Raw genomic sequence first — 20,320 nt, 5'->3', positions numbered from 1 at the left:
TTTATAGTAAAATTTAAATCTTTAAATGATTAGAAGTCTTTGAAGTTTTTACCCAAATGTTCTTCTATTACAAAGAATGGATCTTCTTTAAGGGTATGTCCCCTCATATCTATAAGACTTACTTTACTCATCATACGAAGCATGATCCTTCTTTCACAGGTATGTTCAACACCATTAATATTTTTTATTCCCGCGCGGAAAGCAGATCTTCCGTGGGCACATAAATGGTTATTAACGACGATAACATCTCCTGCCTGAGGAGTAAAATCTGAATAAATCAGATGTTTTGCTTCCTGCCAGAATTTGCTGAGCGCATGATGGGCAATATCTGTTTGCTTAATATCCGGATTAAACAATTGCTCTGCGGCATCAAATCTCATAAACGGCAGTTCCTTATTTCCGTATAAAATAGCATCTAAAGTATCGATTTCCTCTGCCTCGGTTTTTAGATTCGCATCCTTAGGAATTTTAAAGATCGGATCAAATAAAGGTTTGTAATCTTCGTGAATAGATTCATGGGAACGGATAGAGTAAAGGGTAGAAGGTACCTGCTCTTCATTACGGATATACATAAAGCTTAAAAAGTCTGCCTGATGTTTAAGAAAAGCATCTTCCGTATGGACATACAGATCTGTAGCTGATCCTGATCCCGTCTGAGTATCCCGCATTTTTTCATCCGGAATGATCGCATGGATCAGCCCGCCTCCCTTACGCTGTGAATAATACTGTACCGGTTTCGATGGAAGAGCACCATGCAACAAAGCACAGGCAAATCCGTATTGATTGAATTTTGAGTAATCCGCCGATTGCCAGTTGGGTGGAGTCTTTCCTATTTTTTCCTGGTCAATGTCAAAAAGGCCCTGGAAAATCAATGCACCATACTGCTCTCTGGAAAAATCGCTGGCAAATGACGCCAGAACCTTTAATAATCTTTCCGGTAAAAAATAAGAGGCCAGTTGATGAACCTGCATGACAAACTCTCTGTTTTCAAAAGTTCCATATTTTCTTTCGAGATGATCTACCGCGTCTTTGATCATCCTGCGCTCGCTATCTGTAATCTGAATGGCTACAGGAAGTACTCTTTCCATAGTCAAACTGCTTTCTTCAAGAATTTTTAGAGAATTCATTAAAAAAAATTTTGTGTTAGGATTAAATTATTATATTTGTTTTTAATTATTCTAAATAACAATTGCGTTGTCAAATTTATGAATTTTTAATTAAGTACCAAATAAAAAATGCAAAAAAATAAAACTTAACGTATTGATTACGAGATATATAAACTATGTCCAAATAAAAATAAGTCAACACCATTTTTTTTAATCAACGTTATAAATAAATATATGAACAACGAAATTTTGCCTCACGAAGGAGTGATAAACGACACTTTGAATCACTTTTCGGGGAAATTTGAAAACATTTTTCATCAGGATAATTATGATCACTATCGTTCCGCTATCAATGACACTTTAGACCTGGTCGGAACATTTCTTCATAGAAACGACAAACCATTTAGCGGAATAGAAGCTAAAACAATGAAACAAAAGGTTCAGCACATTGACCTGAACCAAAAACTCTCTTCTTATGAAGAGCTCCTGAATGAGGTGGATGACATCTACGTAAAGCATGCCACAGCCTTTCACCTTCCTCAATATGTAGCCCATCTCAATTGCCCTATTGTAATTCCAGCATTAGCCGGAGAAATCCTTGTGAGCGCTATCAACTCTTCACAGGATACTTATGATCAGAGTGCCGGCGGCACTTTTATGGAAAGAAAACTGATTGACTGGACAGCAGAAAGATTAGGGTATTCTTCTGAAAGTGATGGTGTATTTACCGCAGGAGGTTCACAAAGTAATCTGATGGGATTGGTGATGATGCGGGATGTCTTCTCTCAAAAAAACTTACATCACAACATCAAACAAGACGGCTTACCGCCTGAAGCCGGCCGTTTTAGAATTTTTATTTCCGATAAAGCGCATTTCAGCAATTCAAAGAATGCATCTATTATGGGGTTAGGGGAAAAATCCATAATAAAAGTTCCCACTGACCATGAATTCCGGATGGATATTACATTGCTTCAGAAATACATGAAGCGTGAGATCGAATTAGGAAATATTCCTATCGGGATCATAGCAACCGCCGGAACAACAGATTTTGGCAATGTAGACCCACTGGAGGATATTGCGAATATCGCGGCTCAACATAATATCTGGATGCACGTAGATGCAGCATATGGTTGTGCCTTACTTTTAAGCGCGAAATACCGTCATCTTTTAAACGGCATTGAAAAAGCAGATTCTGTAACAATAGATTATCATAAATCATTCTTCCAGCCGATCAGCAGTAGTGCTTTCATTGTTAAAAACAAGAGAGAACTTCGAATCCTTAAACATCATGCCGATTATCTGAATCCTGCAGAAATGGATGAGGAAGAGATTCCTGCACAGATCAATAAGTCTATTATACAAAGTACCCGTAGATTTGACGCTTTAAAACTTTGGTTTACCTTAAGAATGATGGGGCAGGAACAATTGGCTGAATATACCGACAGGGTGATTGATCTTACTAAAGATGCAGCAGCAATGATTACTGAAGACCAGGAATTTGAATTGCTATCGCATACTGACCTTAGTGTATTGGTATTCCGTTATCTGAGAGACGATATTGAAGATCTGAATACACTGAACTTACATATAAAAATGAAATTGTTCTACAGTGGAGAGATCCTGGTAGCAAGTACCAAGGTTGATGGTAATTTCTATCTGAAATTTACTTTCCTGAATCCTATTACTACTACTGAAGATATTCATCAAATATTAAACACAATAAAAAAGCATGGAGAAAATTTTGGAACAACAAACTAATGTTGCAGAAAAAGCGCTTACCATTACAAGCAGAATCTTATTGAATGGTATGTTGCGGGAACTGGGGAACGGAAGATTTTATGAAGGAGTTCCAAAATATGATACCCTTACTGCCCGGGCACTTCAAAACAGCAATTACCCGCTATACATAAGATTTGAATTAAAAAAGAGCGATCTGTTTTTATTCGCCCCTGTTGCTTATCGTTCCGAAAGTTCATTTCACGATTATGCAATGCCTTTATGGGCCGTTGATCATAAAAATGAAAGCATTTTTGAGGTGGATATCGACCAGCTGACAGCTTTGGTTTATAAAGAGCTTTCTGAGCAATTCAGTGAACAAGGGTTGGAATTGTTTACCAAAAGAATCCAAAGCAGCTTCAGAAACCTGGAACTGATCATGAATGCTGGTGCTCAGGAGAATGATCCTGTGTCTTACTCCTTTCTGGAATCTGAGCAGAGGCTTCCGGCAGGGCATAATCTTCATCCCTTTACCAAAGCAAGGATGGGATTTTCAAAAGAAGAACAGCTTTTATATGGTCCTGAATTCAATAAAGAGATACAGCTTGAGTATTTTTTAGTGCATAAAAACAATGTTGTAGAAAACTCTGTTTTAGAGATCTCCTACAATGAATTTCTGAAAAGCATCGTTTCTCTGCCTTCGGACTTTGGAAAAAATGATCTTAAAGAAGGAGAAAGCCTGTCCGACTTCTACATTGTTCCATGTCATCCCTGGGAAGCCAGTTATCTTTTATCGATAAAAGAAGGCTCGGAAATGATAGAAAACAGGACATTAATTCACATCGGAGCCCTGGGAGAAGGATTTTATTCAACATCTTCTATAAGAAGCATGTACAGCCCTCATATTCCATGGATGCCAAAGTTTTCCCTGAATGTTCTTTTAACCGGTTCGATCAGGATCAACACTGAAAAAGATTTAAAAAGAGGCTATGCTTCAGCATTATGGCGTAAGCACGCAGCTTCAGCATTTGAAAAGGATTTTAATCAGTTCAAACTTCTTTTAGAACCTGTAACATTGGGAGTCTACCACAATGATAAAAACATTGATAGTCTTAATTTATTAGTTCGCGAGAATCCGTTTTTACCTGAAGATAAAATACTTTTACTCGCCAGGTTATGCCAGGATGAACCTGCTGACGGAAAGACCTTTATACAGAAATTTTTCTCGGATGTTTCAGATGTCCTGGGAATGGGTCTTGAAAAATCCATAACCACATGGTTCGAAAAGTATATTAAACTATTAATCGCTCCATTAAACCACTTATACAGCCAATATGGAATGGCTCCTGAAGCTCATCAGCAGAACCTGTTGATTCAGCTGGATGATCAATTGCTTCCTCAAACACTTTTTGTAAGAGATGCACAGGGTTATCTCCTCAGAGAAAGTTCGAGAGACCAGTATACCGGGCTGGCTAAAGAATATCCGGAGATTGAGGATCTCTTTATCAAAGATGAGCGTCTTTTAGATATCATTTCTTATCATGTACTGGTGAGCAATTTTTCAGCACTTATCGCCTCATTAGGAAAAACAGGGTGGGTAAGTGAACGAACGCTGATTGATATATTATACCGGGAGTTTGATGCCGTTCACCATGAGATGCCTTCAGCGTTTACCAACTATGCCCTTCAAAACAGGTATTGGGGAACCAAAACAAACTTTAAGGCAGTAGCCAATGAGATTGATGGAATTACCAGTGCCGGGGCTATTTCTTATGCCAGGGTTCCCAACCTTCTTTACAAATATTTCTTCTCGGATCAGCTGATCAATCCAAAAGGAAACGATGTGTTCTTCAGGCGTTATTTTCAGAAAGAAGATGTTACAATCAGTATGCGTCCTATTAACCTTGATGAAGATCTTGAAATGCTTCATGAATGGTTCAATCGTGAGCATGCTGTAAAAATATGGCAGATGAACTGGCCGATTGACGAGCTGGAAACCTATTACCGACTGATGTTACCGGGTGACGAAGCCCACAGCTATATTATTTCGAGTAATGATGAACCTTCCTGCAATATTGAAGTTTACTGGCCATGCCGGGATATTGTGGGAGATTATTATGATGTAATGCCTACAGACTATGGGACGCATCAGTTTATAGCTCCGACAGATCCTAAAAAGAAATATGTTTCTCCTTCCACACAATCTATGGTAGATTACGTTTTTGCCCAACCGGAAGTTGGAAAAATGGTAGGAGAAGGCTCTGTAGATTCTTTTGCATCCATGATGAATAAGGCACATGTAGGCTTCAAAATAGAAAAAATCATTGAAATGCCACACAAAAAAGCCAATCTGAACTTCTGCTACAGGGAATGGTATTGGGAAAAATTCCCACAAAACAAAGATGTACAAATCACCGCAAAAATCGCTGAACATGACTAATGAAACCATATATAATGTAATAGGAATAGGTATCGGGCCTTTTAATTTAGGGCTAGCTGCTTTATCCAATCCTATATCTGAACTAAAAACACTTTTTCTTGATCAAAGGGATGGCTTCGACTGGCATCCGGGATTAATGATAGACCACGTAACCCTTCAGACACCGTTTTTGTGTGACTGTGTTTCGATGGCGGATCCTACCAATCCCTTAAGCCTTCTTAATTATCTTAAAGAAACCAACAGGTTATATAAATTCTTTATCAGGGAAGATTTCTTCATTCCCCGAAAAGAATATAACCGCTATTGTCAATGGGTAGTCAGCCAATTGCCACAATGCCGTTTTTCCACACAGGTTGTCGATATTATTTATGAAGACGGACTTTATCTGATTACCACGCTTCACACCAAAACCAAGGAGGCGGTAGTTTTTAAAGCGGAAAGACTCATCCTTGGTACCGGGACACAGCCCCATATTCCTTCATTTATTCCCAAAGAAGATTCCAGGATCCTTCATACAAGTTCTTATTTGTACAGAAAAGAGGAGCTTTTAGCTAAAGGCCGTAAAATAGCGGTAATTGGTTCAGGGCAAAGTGCTGCGGAAGTCTTTTACGATCTTCTTCAAAGCCGCAATGAAAATACGGAATTAGGATGGTATTCCCGACCTGACCGGTTTTTCCCGATGGAATATTCAAAGCTTACCTTAGAGCTTACTTCCCCTGATTACGTAGATTATTTTTACAGCAGAAACGAAGCTGCCCGCAAAGCTATCTTAAGCAAGCAACAGGCACAGTTTAAAGGGATCAATTATGACCTGATCAACCAGATCTATGATTTTATCTATGATCTTAATATTGATAATGCCAATCCAAAGCTTACGATCATTCCCAACAGCCAGCTGGATCGGGTAGATAACAGCAATACCGAACGTCTTACCCTTGAATTTACACAATTGGAACAGGATATCCCTTATGAACAGGAAGCTGATTATCTCGTAATTGGAACAGGATACCGTTATCATGAACCTTCATTCTTAAAAAATATTGAATCAAGAATTAAAAGGGATTCCAACGGGTTATTTGCCGTGAACAGGAATTACTCAATAGATCATAACGGAGGTGAAATCTATGTGCTTCATGCAGAAGTCCATACCCATAGCTATATTTCTACCGACCTTGGAATGGCGGCTTACCGTAATTCTTATATCATCAATGATATTCTGGGAAGGGAGCATTATAAAATAGAAAAGAAAATAACTTTCCAGGATTTTGACGTTGAAAAACACGCAATGCCAACCGCCAAAATATAATGAATAATGAGTAACGATAATACGATAATTAACCAGAAACACTGGCTACAGGCTAACAGGGACCTTATGACCAAAACAATCGCCGAATTAATGCATGAGGAGCGATTAAAGCCTGTCGCTGTATCTCAAGATGAAGAAGGATATACCATCTTCAGCCTTGAGACAGGATTTGAAAACATAGAATATAGCTTCAGGGGACAGGAAAGAATGATGGATTTTTGGCATATTGATAAAGCCAGTATTACAAAAACAGAGAATGGCGAAAAAACCGACATCCTTAATATCCCTCAATTTTTCCTTGAAATGCAGGCGGTTTTTGATCTTGATTCCAATACATTAGCAAAATACACAGAAGAATTACTGCATACTTTATATTGTGATTCCCTGATCTTGTCCAGAGGGATTATGACTTCAAAGGATCTGGCATCCAGTAATTACCAGACAGTAGAGCACCAGATGACAGGTCACCCATGGGTTATCGTCAATAAAAGCAGATTAGGCTTTTCACCTACTGACCTTGAAACCTTTGCCCCGGAAGCGGATAAGAGCTTAAAAGTCCTTTGGTTTGCCGCTCATAAGAGCAGATCATCTTTTCATTCTTTAGGACATATCGATCAGGAAGAATTTTACCGCTCTGAAATCGGGGATGAATTATATCAGAATTTTCAACAAAAACTGATCAACAAAGGAAAATCAGTTCAGGATTATCATTTCATCCCGGTACATCCCTGGCAATGGGAACATAAGTTAAAGATCCATTTTGCGGGAGATCTTGTTTCCGGAATACTAATTCCTCTGGGAGAAGGGAATGACGTTTACAGCCCGCAACAGAGCATCCGTACTTTATTCAATGCAGATCATCCTGAGAAGAGATACTTAAAAACGGCTGTCTCCATTCTGAGTACCGGAAACATCAGAGGACTTTCCCCTAAACAGATGAAAATAGCACCCTCCATTACAGATTGGGTAAAAGGACTGATCAAAGGGGATGCTTATCTGGAAAATAAAGGAACCATATTTCTCGGTGAAGAAGCTTCAATTGCTTACCACCATCCGCAATACGGTGCTATTACAGGCGTTCCATATCAATATAATGAGTTCCTGGGAGCATTATGGCGTGAAAGTGCCGGATCTTATTTAAAGGAAGACGAAGAAATGTTTACCATGGCTTCATTGCTCTATGTGGATCAAAACGGAGTTCCCCTGGTACAAGCTTTTGCTGAAAAAGCAGGAATTAGTGTAAGACAATGGATCACAGAATATCTCGACGCTTATCTTACTCCTCTTCTTCATATCTATTACACCCATTCTCTTTGCGTAACACCTCACGGAGAAAACATTATGGTGGTATTGAGAAAAGGGCTTCCACAAAGAATTGTTATTAAAGATTTTGTAGATGACATTGTTTTAACGACAGAAGCCAGAGAAAAATTACCGGATCATCTGGCAGACGGACTGATTCAGTCCTCAAACAAGGAAAATGTTCCATTATCCATTCTTCTTGGGGTTTTTGATGCCTTTTTCAGATATTTATCAAACGTTCTTCATACCTATTCGGATCTTAAAGAAGAAGAGTTCTGGACACTTGTTCATGAATGCATAGAGCATTACAAAAATCAAAACCCTGATTTAAAGGACCGCTATGCAAAATATGATCTGTATGTTCCGTCATTCAAAAGATTCTATATCAACAGTGTACGCTTGAAAAATAACGGTTACAGTGAAAACAAAGCATTTGCTATTCCAAAGAAAGATGGTGCTTTACCCAACCCATTGTACCAGATAGCCAATAAAAATTCTGTCGTGGCACTATGAAAAAGTTCCTGCATCTTGTAAAAGACGGTTCTGTATTTGCGTACGGAGCATTAGCCGGGAGAAAAACCGAGCTTACCAGCGGAAGCATCAACCGTTCAATCTTCAGTTTAGCCATTCCTATGGTGATGGAGCTTGTTATGGAATCTGTTTTCGTGAGTATCAATCTTTTAATTATTGCGAAGCTTGGAGATAAGGTCCTCGGACTTGTTGGTATTACAGATAACTACATCAATTTTGCCAACGCGATTGCCATCGGTCTTGGGATAGCGGCTGCTACATTAACGGCCAGGAGAGCAGGTGAAAAAGACAAGGAAGGAATGGAACAAACGGCACAGTATATCATACTGCTTGCGTTTGGATTTGCCCTCTTGGTTGGGGGACTGTCATTTATTTTCGCATCCGATATCATCGGCTTTCTCGGGATTAAACCCGATAGTATTGATCATGGAGTCCTTTTTTCCCAACTGGTATTTTTAAGTATCGGATTGGTTATTCTGAGGCTTTCCATTAACGGGCTTTTCAGAGGGGCCGGGGATGCATCCCTTGCCATGAAATCCCTTTGGCTTTGCCATATATCGAGTATGGTATTCGCGGTCATCTTTGTTTTCGGACTTGGTTTTATTCCTGCTTACGGATTAATGGGATTAGCTTATGCTACTGTTTTATCCCGTCTGCTCGCGGTAATATACCAGTTTTTTATCCTCCTTACAGGAAAAACCAGTATCAAGATCGGTACGAAGTTTCACTTCGACCTTTCCTTAACAAAGAAAATCCTCAAAATTACCTTTGGCGGACTGGTTCAGTATATTATTCCTGCCTCCAGCTGGCTGATTATGGTGAAGATTATTGCAACCTTTGGAACCACCGCACTTGCAGGTTACATTATTGCCCAAAGGATAGCTTCTGTGGCAACCATGCCTGCCTGGGGAATAGGAAATGCTGCGGGAGTTCTTACGGGCCAGAATCTGGGAGCAGGAAATCCGGATCGTGCGGAAAAAACCGTATGGAGGGCAGGAGGAATTAATATGACATATCTCGTGGCTGTTGCTTTATTCTGGCAACTGGCAGCGGAATATGTTGTTACCTTTTTTACTTCGGAAGCCCAGGTCGCTCATTATGCAGTCCAGTATATCCACGTGGTTTCAATGGCTTATTTGTTATTAGGCTTTACAATGGTGATCAGCCGCGCACTTAATGCTGCCGGAAATATCATGCAGGTAACCCTGCTGTATATGATCATGTTTTATGTTATTCAGCTTCCTTTGGCTTATCTCCTTGGAGTAAGGCTTCAATGGGAACTGAAAGGAATATTTACAGCTATCGTTTCTTCGGAAATTGTACTGGCTGTGCTTTTCCTTATGATCTTCAGAAATGGTAAATGGAAAACTATAAAAATTTAAAATGCACACAACAGACGAATTTTATGAAATTATTGCATCAGCAATTGCAGTAAAAAAAGAAATGATTGATGAAAACCTTACCTACCAGGAAATCCCGGAATGGGATTCTATGTCCCATCTTCTTATAGTAGAAGCATTGGAACAGTTCTACCAAATAAAGTTTGATTTTAATGATATTCTTGAAATGGGAACTGTAGGAAAGATCCGCGACAAAATGAAAAAATACGATGTACTCGTAGAAAACTAAGTATATGAAAATTTTAGAAAATGTAATTGCCAACAGAAGCCTCTCTTTTATAGAGGCTTCCAGTGGCAAAAGTGTTCCGGTAGGAACATTGTACCGGTCATTAGGCCTGAATCCTGTAGAAAAAGGATTGATTTTTTTATACAATGACAATCAGCTGTCCAGTATTGAAGTTTTACTGAACTTCTATGGTACGGCTCATGCCATTGCAATTCTTGGACAAAAGCTTCACCCGGACTTCAAAGAACGCCTGGAAGCAGAATACCGTCCGAAATACATCTTTGATCCGTCACGGGAAGAGCTTCAGGGATATTCATCCAGAGAATTCTCAGAAACCATTAAAATCTTTGTTAGGGAAGATTATAAACCGGAAGTTTCCATTCATCCGGATATTAAGATTCTTTTAAGCACCTCGGGAACAACAGGAGTTCCTAAGCTGGTTAAGCTTTCAGATGAGAGTCTTTATAAAAATGCGGTGAGTATTCTGCAATATATGCCTATCCTGGAATCGGATGTAGTTCCGTTAAATGTCCCGATTAATTTCGTGTATGGTTTTTCGATTTTCACTACCAATTGTATGCGGGCAGGGAAAATAGTATGCACGGATAAAGATATTATGCAAAAGGCATTCTGGGATGAAATGGAAGAGTACGGATACAGTACACTGGGTGGCGTTCCATACCTTTATGAAAATCTGAACCGAATAGGCTTCTTCAGAAAAGGCAGTAAAAGCCTACGATACATGACCCATACAGGAGGGGTGATCAACGGAGAACTTCGAAAAACGATCTTCAATTACTGTCATGAATTTGAAAAACAATTCTTTGCCCAATATGGACAGACAGAAGCCGGAGGAAGAATGGCTTACCTCAGTACCGATGGGCTTCTTGAAGAAGAAACGTCTATTGGTAGCCCGGTACACGGCGCAAGCTTTGAGATCGATCCGGAAACAGATGAACTTCTTTTCTTCCATGAAAGTATATGTGGAGGATATGCCAATACTCTCCATGATCTTGCAACTTATGAGCAACCCAAAGTGCTTCGTACAGGAGACACCGCCAGGAGAGGACAAAATGGACTGTATTATATTACAGGAAGAATAAAACGCATCATGAAGCTATTCGGAATTCGTCTCAACCTGGATGAGGTTGAATTTATTCTTAAAAATGAACTGGAGGGAAACACATTTGTATGCCTTAATTCCAATGACAAAAAGATCATTGTATTATATGACAACAATGAAATTGATCCTCAGATTATCACTGAAACCATAAAGAATAAATTACGTATCAATCCTCAATATGTACGCACGGAACATATAGAGACATTTCCACTATCCCAAAACGGCAAAATAAATTATCCCCTGTTACAAAACCTTCAGCATGAAAACATTTAGAACCCTTATATTACTTTTACTTCTTGTCAGCTTTCCCGTAATTGTCTCTGCACAACAGAGCGAACGTGTCAACGGCAAGATCATGCTGTCTGATAAAGCACCGGTAAAAAACGCGCTTTTAAGACTAGTAAATACGCCTTATCAGGCAAAAACCAATAATTCAGGAGAATATTATTTTGACAACGTGCCGCCTGGGGAGTATACTCTTCAGGTGGTTTTAAATGATATCGAACTCACACGTGAAACCATTCGTATTGAGAAAGATGTCTATGAAATCCCGGTTATTTATACCGCGGTGGAGAACAATGTTATTGAAGGAATTACCGTATATGCCGTAAGCAGAAATAAATTTCTCGATAAGGACAGTACTTCAATTGCTAAAATGCCGTTGAAAAACCTGGAAAATCCACAGATGTACACCAGCATCAATCAGCAGATCCTTAAAGAACAGCTTGTTTATGATGTTTCAGATGCTTTGAAAAATGTTCCTGGAGTTGTGAAAATGCAGGGAAGCGCCGGAAGAGCAGGAGACGGAAGTTTCTACTATAACTTAAGAGGTTTTCCAACAAGAGTTTCTATGGTAGACGGTGTCCCGGCAACCACCAACTCTGAAATCGATCCTTCAGATATTGAACGTATTGATGTAATCAAAGGACCTTCCGGAACATTATACGGTGGAGCGGTAACATCATTTGGCGGACTGATCAATGTTGTAACCAAAAAACCAAAAGATTATTTCGGGGGAGAAGTTTCCTATTTATTGGGAAGTTATAACCTGAATCGTGTTACAGCTGATGTTTATGGTCCGATCACCGATTCCAGAAAAACTTTATTCCGATTAAATGCAGCATATCAGTATCAGAACGGATTCAGGGATTCTGAGTTCAGAAAGTCTATGTTTGTTGCTCCTACACTGAGTTATCAGGTTAATGACAGATTAAAGTTCAATCTTGGAGCGCAGATTTATACCTACGAAGGAACGAATACGCCGATTATTTTCCTTGCCAGAACACGCCCGTTTGAAGCACATACTCCCCAGGAGCTTGGATTTGACTGGAAAAGATCATATTCCAACAATGATATGAGTTTAAAAGCTCCGTCTATCAATGTAAAAGCTGAGGTTAATTATAAAATTTCCGACAACTGGAGTTCGCAAACTTTGATTTCGAGAAACTACAGAAAAACAGAGGGATTATACCAGTATCAATTTATCCGATCACCTAAAAGAGACGATATGCTGGAGCGTAACGTACAATGGCAGAATTCCGAAGGAGCTTCCACAAGTATCCAGCAGAATTTTAACGGACAATTTAAAATTGGGAAAATTAAAAATAAACTCCTGATCGGATTGGACTATTTAAATCAGTCACTGAACAATAATAATTCTCCAATCGTTAAGTATGATACGATCAACGGAAGGGATCTTACGGGTAAATACGGTGCAATATCAAAAGATCTGGCTCTTCAGAAAATACAGATTTTCACACAAAATGCTATTACTAAAACAGGAAAATCGCCATTGGAAAGAAATACAATTTCAAGTAATATGTATGGGGCTTATATTTCTGATGCCGTTTATATTACCGATCGTTTAATTACATTGCTAAGTTTACGTTTTGATCATTATGAAAGTAAAGGTCAACTTGACCTTAATACCAATATGAATACAGGTGCATTCAATCAAAATGCCTGGTCACCGAAACTGGGTATTGTTTACCAGGTATTTAAAGATCGCCTGTCTGCATACGCCAACTATATGAATGGTTTTAGCTATGTAGCTCCGAGCTCTCAGCCGCTTCCTGATTATAGCGGAGATTTTAAACCTCAAAGATCTAATCAATGGGAAGCTGGAATTAAAGGAAATTTGTGGAGAAACAAGGTGAATTTCACGATCGGATATTACAATATCCTTGTCGACAATATGCTAAGGGCAGACGTTGTGATTCGAGATGGAAAAGGGTATAATGTAACCATTCAGGATGGAGAACAAAGAAGTAAAGGAATTGAAATTGAAACCATTTTAAACCCTATCCATGGTTTAAATATTATGGCAGGATATTCATACAATGACAGTAAATTTGTAAGATCCGCGGCCAATGTGGAAGGCCGCCGTCCTTCATCTTCCGGTCCTGCAAATGTATTCAATTCATGGATCAGTTATATACTCCCAATCAACGGACTACAGGGATTAGGTATAGGTTTCGGACTTAATCGTGTAGGTAAACAAATAACAGTGGATAATGCAACTACAGGACAATTTATATTTCCTGCCTATACATTGATCAATGCTTCTGTCTCTCTTGAAAAAGAAAGATACAGACTAGGATTTAAAATGAATAATTTAGGGAATGCCCAATATTTTGCAGGGCAAGGTGTTGTAGTAGCCCAAATGCCTCGTAATTTTGTTGCTGAGGTTAGCCTTAAGTTTTAATAATGAATTCTAAATTGAGAAAAATCACATATCAATTACATCTATGGCTCGGACTAATGTCCGGGCTTATAGTTGTAATAATGGCAGTTACCGGTTGCATTCTGGCATTTGAAAAAGAATTAAAACATACGTTCTATCCTGAAAAATATTTTGTCAGATCAGTTAAAAATGAAAAGCTCCCGTTTTCGGAACTAAAATTGAAAGCTAAACAGGCATTACCTGACAGCTTAAAACTTAGCAGGGTAGAAATATCTTCCGATCCTTACCGCAGTTATGCATTCCGTTCCCTGAAAATGAATGACGAAGCATGGACATATTGGGGAACTTATATTTATTATTACAGGGTTTATATAGATCCTTATACCGGAAAAGTCCTTGCAGTTGAGAACGCTAAAACCGACTTTTTTGAAATTGTGATGGATCTCCACAGAAGATTATTGCTTGGAGAAAAGATAGGAAAGACCATTACGGGATATTCCACACTGATTTTAGCGATCATGCTTTTTTCCGGCTTAGTGATCTGGTATCCCCGTAAAATGAATAAAAATGCATTGAAAGGCATGTTTTTTATTAAAACATCAGCTAACTGGAAAAGAATTAATTATGACAGTCACAATGTTCTGGGTTTTTATGCTGTGATCCCTCTGCTTCTGATATGCTATTCCGCAGTGATATGGAATTTTGAAAATATTGATCAATGGGTAAAGAAAACTTTAAACGGAAAGGCCCACACTGAACAAAAAGCTAAAAGTACAGTACCCGCCACCGGGTTCTCCAATCAAAAAATGATACTGGATATCGTAGGGAATAAAGTGGAAAAAAGTCTGGCAGGTAAAAATTCAGCATTGATCAGTTTTCCCAAAAAAGAAGAGGGAACGTACTATGCAGAGATAACATATGGTGATAAACAATACCAGAATGAGCAATTCAATTTTGATCAATATACCGGGGAAACTTTAAAACATCAATTGTATAATGACAAAAATATCGGGAACGGTACCGCTCTAAGAGGAAGAAATTACGATCTGCATACAGGAAGTATTCTGGGTACGGCAGGCAGAATTTTATATCTCATTGCTGGTTTAATTACTGCATCACTTCCCATTACAGGATTTATGATTTATCTAAACAGGAAAAAAAAGAAACCAACAAAAAGGAGTCATGCAAAAATTCATAAGCGAAGACATTCCTTTTTTCAAAATAGCCACTAAAAAGAGTAATAAAAATAGTACTCATTTTTATGGGCTTAAAAAATTATGAAATCAGTCTCTTTACATTTTCAGATAAAATTCTGATACTTTGTTCCATTTCTTCGAAAGTTAAGTTTCCAAATCCCAGCCTCATTGCCGTAAGATTTTTGTTTTGATACAATAATGTTTTAGGAATGAATAGGTTATTTTGAGCGCAATTCCTGCTGAGCTGCATAAGGTTCAGGGGCACATTCCACTCAATCCAGATCGCTAAGCCGCCTGATGGTTTTTGGAACCGTATATATTCCCCGAGATATTCTTCCAGTAAAAGAGCGAACTGGTCCCTTCTTTCCTGATAAATCTTGACCGATTTCTTAAGATAACGATGAATCTCTCCTTCAGCAATCATTTCACCCAATACCTGCTCCATAAGAATATCACCCTGACGGTCAATAATTCCCAAATATTTCCGCAATTCAGTCATCAGGTTTTCCGGAGCCACAATAAATCCTGTCCGGAATCCCGGGGCCAGTGATTTTCCGAAAGAACCGGTGTAAACAACCATTCCGTTTGTATCTGCACTTGCTAAAGGAAGGATAGGACTCTTATCATAATGGAAGTCATAATCGTAATCATCCTCCAGGATCACAAATCCAAATTCGTTCGCCAGGTTCAGCAGCTCTAGTCTTCTTTGAGCACTTAACGTTACCGTGGTAGGATAGTGGTGGTGAGGAGTGAGATATAACATCCGTATCTTTTGCTTTTTACAGGCCTCCCTTACATATTCCACCATAATTCCTTCTTCATCGATAGGAACAGGAACAATATGAACCCTGGCTTTCTCCAGTATCATATTAACCGAAAAATAGCTCAGTGCGCCTACCAATACAGTGTCGCCTTCTGATAAAAGTACTTCCGAGACAATATAGATGCTCATTTCCGTACTTCTTGTAATAAGCAGATTTTTTTTGGAAATAGGAAGCCCTCTTGATAGATTCAGGTAATGAGAAAGGTTCTTTTTAAAGAATTCACTTCCGTCATGATTATAATGGCCAAGCATTTTATGATGTGCTTTACGCTTGAGAATAGCACTGTAAATCTTGGAATGCTGGTCAATCTGTGTTAACCTGATATCCGGTACCCCATCATTCAACAGATATTCACATGCAGAATGCTCAAATGGGTTATCCAGGATATTGGACGTTTTAAAAGAAAAGCCTGTTGTTTTCGGATAATGTTCAAGGTCATTGGTTTCAAAATTTTTAACCTTTGTAGGCTCATCCTTATTTTTCCCGATAACAAATGTCCCCTTATTCGGGATGCTGTCTACCCAGCCCTGAGCAAACAGCTCATCATATACGGCAACAATTGTATTACGATGTACTTCAAGGGTTTGACTTAAAGCCCTGGTTCCCGGAAGTTTGGTCCCAAAAGGAAGGTAACCACGCTGAATCGCATTGATCAGCTGATTGGCAATCTGCATATATATTGAAGCGTCTGAACTTCTGTTAATTTTGACAAAACTCTGATAAGGAATTTCAACCGGACTATCCATAATATTAAAACTGGCACCATTCAACCATCCGGCAATATACTACATTTGAATCAAAATAAAAATACATGGAATTTTACAATCTATTAGAACGTATTGTAAAAAATAATGAGGTTCATGCCAAATGGCTGAATACATTATCTTTTATGGAGAATGCAGGAGCCAGAAAAATTTCCAGCTGTGAGCATCCTACCCAGGTGAGCCAGATCCAGCTAAAACATGCAGCAGAAGAACACCGCCATGCCTACTATCTGAAAAAGCAGATCGGAAAGCTTAATCCCGACTTTTGTAAAACCTATGAAAAAGAGGAGCTTCTGGCTTCATTGGCAACCCGTCAATATCTGCACTCTTTGGATATTAAAGCGTGTAAATATTTACAAAAAGCATTTTCCTTAACCAAAGAAGAGCTAAAATATGCGGCTTACCTTTTTGTAACCTATGCCATTGAAGTACGTGCCGATGAGCTATATCCCGTATATCAGGATATCCTGACTAAAGAATCTTCTAAAATTATGGTAAAGTCAATCATTCTTGAAGAAGAAGGACACTTAGAGGAAATGATCAATCAACTGAATGAGTTTTCACCAGACTGGCAGCTTCATGCAGAAGAGATTCTTAAAATTGAACATCAGTTACATGAACAATGGATCAGCTCCATTACAAAAGAAGTAATACAGCTGAATTAAAAATGGGAGGGGGTCAATTAGCTCATTTCCAGCAGGCATTGGATAAAAGAAGAGAGCAGGGAATCTTCAGGTCTCTCCGGCCTAAGCTTGAAGGAACAGATTTTTATTCTAATGATTATCTGGGTCTGGCACAAAATAAAGCATTTCAGCATTATTTGCTCGGGCAGGTTCAGAATAATCCTGCATTATTAGCAGGCAGCACAGGATCAAGACTAATCAGTGGTAATAGTGCAGTAGCCGTTCACACGGAGGAATTTATTGCCCACCAACATCAATACGATTCAGCATTGCTTTTTTCTTCCGGATACAATGCCAATCTGGCTTTGTTCTCTGCCCTGCCAGGAAGACAGGATACTATTATTGTAGACGAACACATCCATAGATCGGTACACGATGCCTGCTGCATCACCCATGCAAAAAAGATCAAGTTTAAACATAATGACCTTATCAGCTTAGAAGAAAAATTAAGCAAAATCCAGGGAAACTGTTATATTGGCATTGAAAGCCTGTATTCGATGGAAGGTGATTTTGCTCCGATCCAAAAAATTGTTGAGCTGGCAGAACAATACAATGCTCATCTCATCGTGGATGAAGCTCATTGTTTTGGTGTTTTAGGATATGGATTAGTTAATGAAAATCAATTACAGGACAGGGTTTTGGCTACTGTGATAACTTATGGTAAAGCTTTAGGGGCACATGGAGCAGCTATTTTAAGCAGTCGGCTGATCAAAGACTATCTCATTAATTTTGCCTCTCCTTTTATTTATACCACATCAGCACAGGATGTTCAATGGAATTCTGTAAAAGCCGGATATGATTTCCTGAAAATCCATCCTGAATTAGCATTAGAACTACAGCACAATATCACCTTTTTTAGAAAACAAGGACTTCAAAGCCCTTCATCAGAAAGCAGCCCGGTACAGGCTATTGTTATTCCTGATAACCAACAATTACAATTGCTGCAAAAAACATTATCGGAAAAGGGAATGCTCACCTATGCAGTCTACAGTCCAACCGTGAAAGAAGGAACAGAAAGATTGAGGGTTTGTCTGCACAATTTTAATACCGAAGAAGATATTATTGAGCTTGCCACAACAATCAGAGAAATGATGTGAATATAAAATAACGAAATCACAGAATTGAGGATTTGTAAGTTGATTATCAAGAGGTAAAAATCTTCTACTTTTTAACACATTATAAATCCACAATTTTAAGATTCAGCAAGTAAGCTGTTCAGCGATTTCGCCTTTAAACAATATTAAACCTATGAAATTATTTGTCACCGGAATAGGAACCGAAATAGGAAAAACAGTTTGTTCAGCAATTTTAACCAACCATTTTAAAGCAGATTACTGGAAACCCGTTCAATCCGGAGATCTGCATTATACGGACAGTATGAAAATTAATAATTGGGTGGGACATGAGGTCTGTTGTTATCCCGAAACCTACCGTTTACACATCGCGGCTTCTCCTCATCAATCTGCAGCAGCAGAAGGAAAACAGATCAGTGTTGAAGATTTTCAGTTACCGGATACATCAAACACCCTGGTCGTAGAGGGAGCCGGAGGATTAATGGTACCACTTTCGGATCATGAATTTATGATTGACCTGATAGAAAAACTGCAATTACCTGTTGCCTTGGTAGTCAGAAATTATTTAGGATGTATCAATCACACTTTATTATCCATAATGGCTTTAAGAGAAAAAGGGCTTTCATTAAAATACCTGATCCTTAACGGATCTTTTCCTACCGATACAGAACGGGTGATCATCAACTATATAGAAAAAGAAACCCATATCATCAGAATACCTGAGATAGATTCAATTACAAAAGAAAACATAGAAACAATATCAAACAATTTAAAACACGTATACAATGGATAAAACAACAAAACTTAGAAATGACTGGACGAAAGAGCAGATAGAGGAAATATTTAACCTGCCTCTATTAGAACTTGTATACAAAGCTGCGACCGTTCACCGGGAATGGCATAACCCTGAAGAAGTACAGATTTCAACATTATTATCGATAAAAACAGGAGGTTGCGTGGAAGACTGTTCCTATTGCGGACAAGCTGCACGCTATCATACGAATATCAAAGTACAGGCCTTACTTCCTACAGAAAAAGTAATTGAACATGCCCAGAAAGCCAAAGATTCTGGATCTTCAAGGTTCTGTATGGCTGCTGCGTGGCGTGAAGTACGCAACAACAAGGATTTTGATCGCGTAATCGATATGGTGAAAGGAGTAAACGAGCTCGGATTAGAAGTGTGCTGTACATTGGGAATGCTGACAGAAGAGCAGGCAATACGTTTACAGGAAGCAGGATTATATGCTTATAACCACAATCTGGATACCTCTGAACAGTATTATGAAGAAATTATTTCAACGCGTACATTCGATAACAGGATCAATACCATTAATAACGTTAGAAAAGCCGGAATTACTGTATGCTCCGGAGGGATTATCGGTCTTGGGGAGACCAATGAGGATCGTATTTCCATGCTGCTGACATTAGCTACAATGCCTAAACACCCGGAATCTGTTCCGATCAATGCCTTAGCCAGAGTAGCCGGAACCCCTCTTGAAAACAACCCCAAAGTAGATACCTGGGAAATGGTGAGAATGATCGCTACCGCAAGAATTGTAATGCCATCATCAATGGTTCGTTTGAGCGCGGGACGCATCGAGATGACCGAAACCGAACAGGCATGGTGCTTTATGGCAGGAGCTAATTCCATTTTTACCGGAGAAAGGGAAACTCTTTTAGTAACCCCAAACCCGGGAGTTTCGGAAGATATGCAAATGCTCAATACCCTCGGATTGAAGCCGATGAAAAAAAGAGAAGAAGCCTTGGTGAATAGTGAAAGTTAGAGGTTAGAGGTTAGAGGTTAGAGGTTAGAGGTTAGAGGTTAGAGGTTAGAGGCAAAATTACAGATAAATCCAGGTCTTTATTCTTTGTTCTTTTTTCTTTTCTCTTTTCTCCTCTTTTTCTCCCCTTCATCATACACACTAAAACAACACACAATATAAATCA

The 20,320-nt window shown here is 38.9% G+C and carries 15 protein-coding genes; 13 read left to right on the top strand and 2 right to left on the bottom strand.

The features are described from left to right. Nucleotides 1-29: 29 nt before the first annotated feature. A complete protein-coding gene (locus G9C87_RS15500) occupies nt 30-1,127 on the bottom strand; it encodes a TauD/TfdA family dioxygenase (protein ID WP_172282776.1) in 1,098 nt (365 codons plus the stop codon). A 213-nt stretch (nt 1,128-1,340) separates the two neighbouring features. Here G9C87_RS15500 and G9C87_RS15495 point away from each other — a divergent pair, with 213 nt between their 5' ends. Genes G9C87_RS15495 through G9C87_RS15455 form a run of 9 tightly spaced genes read left to right on the top strand, consistent with a single transcriptional unit; the run spans nt 1,341 to nt 15,065 of the window. Beyond that, the gene (locus G9C87_RS15495) at nt 1,341-2,864 is read left to right on the top strand and encodes a pyridoxal phosphate-dependent decarboxylase family protein (RefSeq protein ID WP_172282774.1); all 1,524 of its coding nucleotides are present in this window, start codon (nt 1,341-1,343) and stop codon (nt 2,862-2,864) included. After that, nucleotides 2,836-5,262, top strand: a complete 2,427-nt coding sequence (locus G9C87_RS15490; RefSeq protein ID WP_172282773.1) for a GNAT family N-acetyltransferase — start codon at nt 2,836-2,838, stop codon at nt 5,260-5,262. The genes G9C87_RS15495 and G9C87_RS15490 overlap by 29 nt, the downstream gene beginning before the upstream one ends. After that, entirely contained in the window at nt 5,255-6,568 is a 1,314-nt protein-coding gene (locus G9C87_RS15485) for a lysine N(6)-hydroxylase/L-ornithine N(5)-oxygenase family protein (protein ID WP_172282771.1), read from the top strand. Before G9C87_RS15490 ends, G9C87_RS15485 begins: the two co-directional genes overlap by 8 nt. Before the next feature lie 6 nt (nt 6,569-6,574). After that, nucleotides 6,575-8,383, top strand: coding sequence for an IucA/IucC family protein (locus G9C87_RS15480; RefSeq protein ID WP_172282770.1), 1,809 nt, complete (start codon nt 6,575-6,577; stop codon nt 8,381-8,383). Beyond that, nucleotides 8,380-9,783, top strand: a complete 1,404-nt coding sequence (locus G9C87_RS15475; protein ID WP_172282768.1) for an MATE family efflux transporter — start codon at nt 8,380-8,382, stop codon at nt 9,781-9,783. Before G9C87_RS15480 ends, G9C87_RS15475 begins: the two co-directional genes overlap by 4 nt. 1 nt (nt 9,784) lies before the next feature. Further along, nucleotides 9,785-10,030: an acyl carrier protein gene (locus tag G9C87_RS15470; RefSeq protein ID WP_172282766.1), complete on the top strand. Its 246-nt coding sequence runs from the start codon at nt 9,785-9,787 to the stop codon at nt 10,028-10,030. 4 nt (nt 10,031-10,034) lie between these two features. Beyond that, nucleotides 10,035-11,423 (top strand): AMP-binding protein, encoded by a 1,389-nt coding sequence (locus tag G9C87_RS15465; RefSeq protein WP_172282765.1) that lies wholly within the window; start codon nt 10,035-10,037, stop codon nt 11,421-11,423. Next, complete coding sequence (locus tag G9C87_RS15460) at nt 11,410-13,854, top strand: TonB-dependent receptor (RefSeq protein ID WP_172282763.1); 2,445 nt, start codon at nt 11,410-11,412, stop codon at nt 13,852-13,854. The genes G9C87_RS15465 and G9C87_RS15460 overlap by 14 nt, the downstream gene beginning before the upstream one ends. 2 nt (nt 13,855-13,856) lie before the next feature. After that, nucleotides 13,857-15,065 (top strand): PepSY-associated TM helix domain-containing protein, encoded by a 1,209-nt coding sequence (locus G9C87_RS15455; protein WP_172282761.1) that lies wholly within the window; start codon nt 13,857-13,859, stop codon nt 15,063-15,065. A 43-nt stretch (nt 15,066-15,108) separates the two neighbouring features. On the opposite strand, the gene G9C87_RS15450 is transcribed toward G9C87_RS15455, so the two are convergent. Continuing rightward, nucleotides 15,109-16,599, bottom strand: a complete 1,491-nt coding sequence (locus tag G9C87_RS15450; protein WP_172282759.1) for a PLP-dependent aminotransferase family protein — start codon at nt 16,597-16,599, stop codon at nt 15,109-15,111. Nucleotides 16,600-16,664: 65 nt separating this feature from the next. Here G9C87_RS15450 and G9C87_RS15445 point away from each other — a divergent pair, with 65 nt between their 5' ends. The 4 genes from G9C87_RS15445 to bioB all read left to right on the top strand — a co-directional run bounded on the left by G9C87_RS15445 (nt 16,665) and on the right by bioB (nt 20,157). Then, nucleotides 16,665-17,282, top strand: a complete 618-nt coding sequence (locus tag G9C87_RS15445) for a hypothetical protein (RefSeq protein WP_172282757.1) — start codon at nt 16,665-16,667, stop codon at nt 17,280-17,282. Beyond that, nucleotides 17,240-18,397, top strand: coding sequence for an aminotransferase class I/II-fold pyridoxal phosphate-dependent enzyme (locus G9C87_RS15440; RefSeq protein ID WP_228457026.1), 1,158 nt, complete (start codon nt 17,240-17,242; stop codon nt 18,395-18,397). The genes G9C87_RS15445 and G9C87_RS15440 overlap by 43 nt, the downstream gene beginning before the upstream one ends. Before the next feature lie 151 nt (nt 18,398-18,548). Then, the gene (gene bioD, locus G9C87_RS15435) at nt 18,549-19,166 is read left to right on the top strand and encodes a dethiobiotin synthase (RefSeq protein ID WP_172282755.1); all 618 of its coding nucleotides are present in this window, start codon (nt 18,549-18,551) and stop codon (nt 19,164-19,166) included. Further along, nucleotides 19,159-20,157, top strand: coding sequence for a biotin synthase BioB (gene bioB, locus G9C87_RS15430; RefSeq protein WP_172282754.1), 999 nt, complete (start codon nt 19,159-19,161; stop codon nt 20,155-20,157). The genes bioD and bioB overlap by 8 nt, the downstream gene beginning before the upstream one ends. Nucleotides 20,158-20,320 lie beyond the last annotated feature (163 nt).

The organism is Chryseobacterium sp. LAM-KRS1 (genome assembly GCF_013184525.1).
GTDB classification, from domain to species: domain Bacteria; phylum Bacteroidota; class Bacteroidia; order Flavobacteriales; family Weeksellaceae; genus Chryseobacterium; species Chryseobacterium proteolyticum.
Note: the sequence above shows the minus strand (reverse complement) of the source record. Positions and strands in the feature narration are given on the sequence as shown.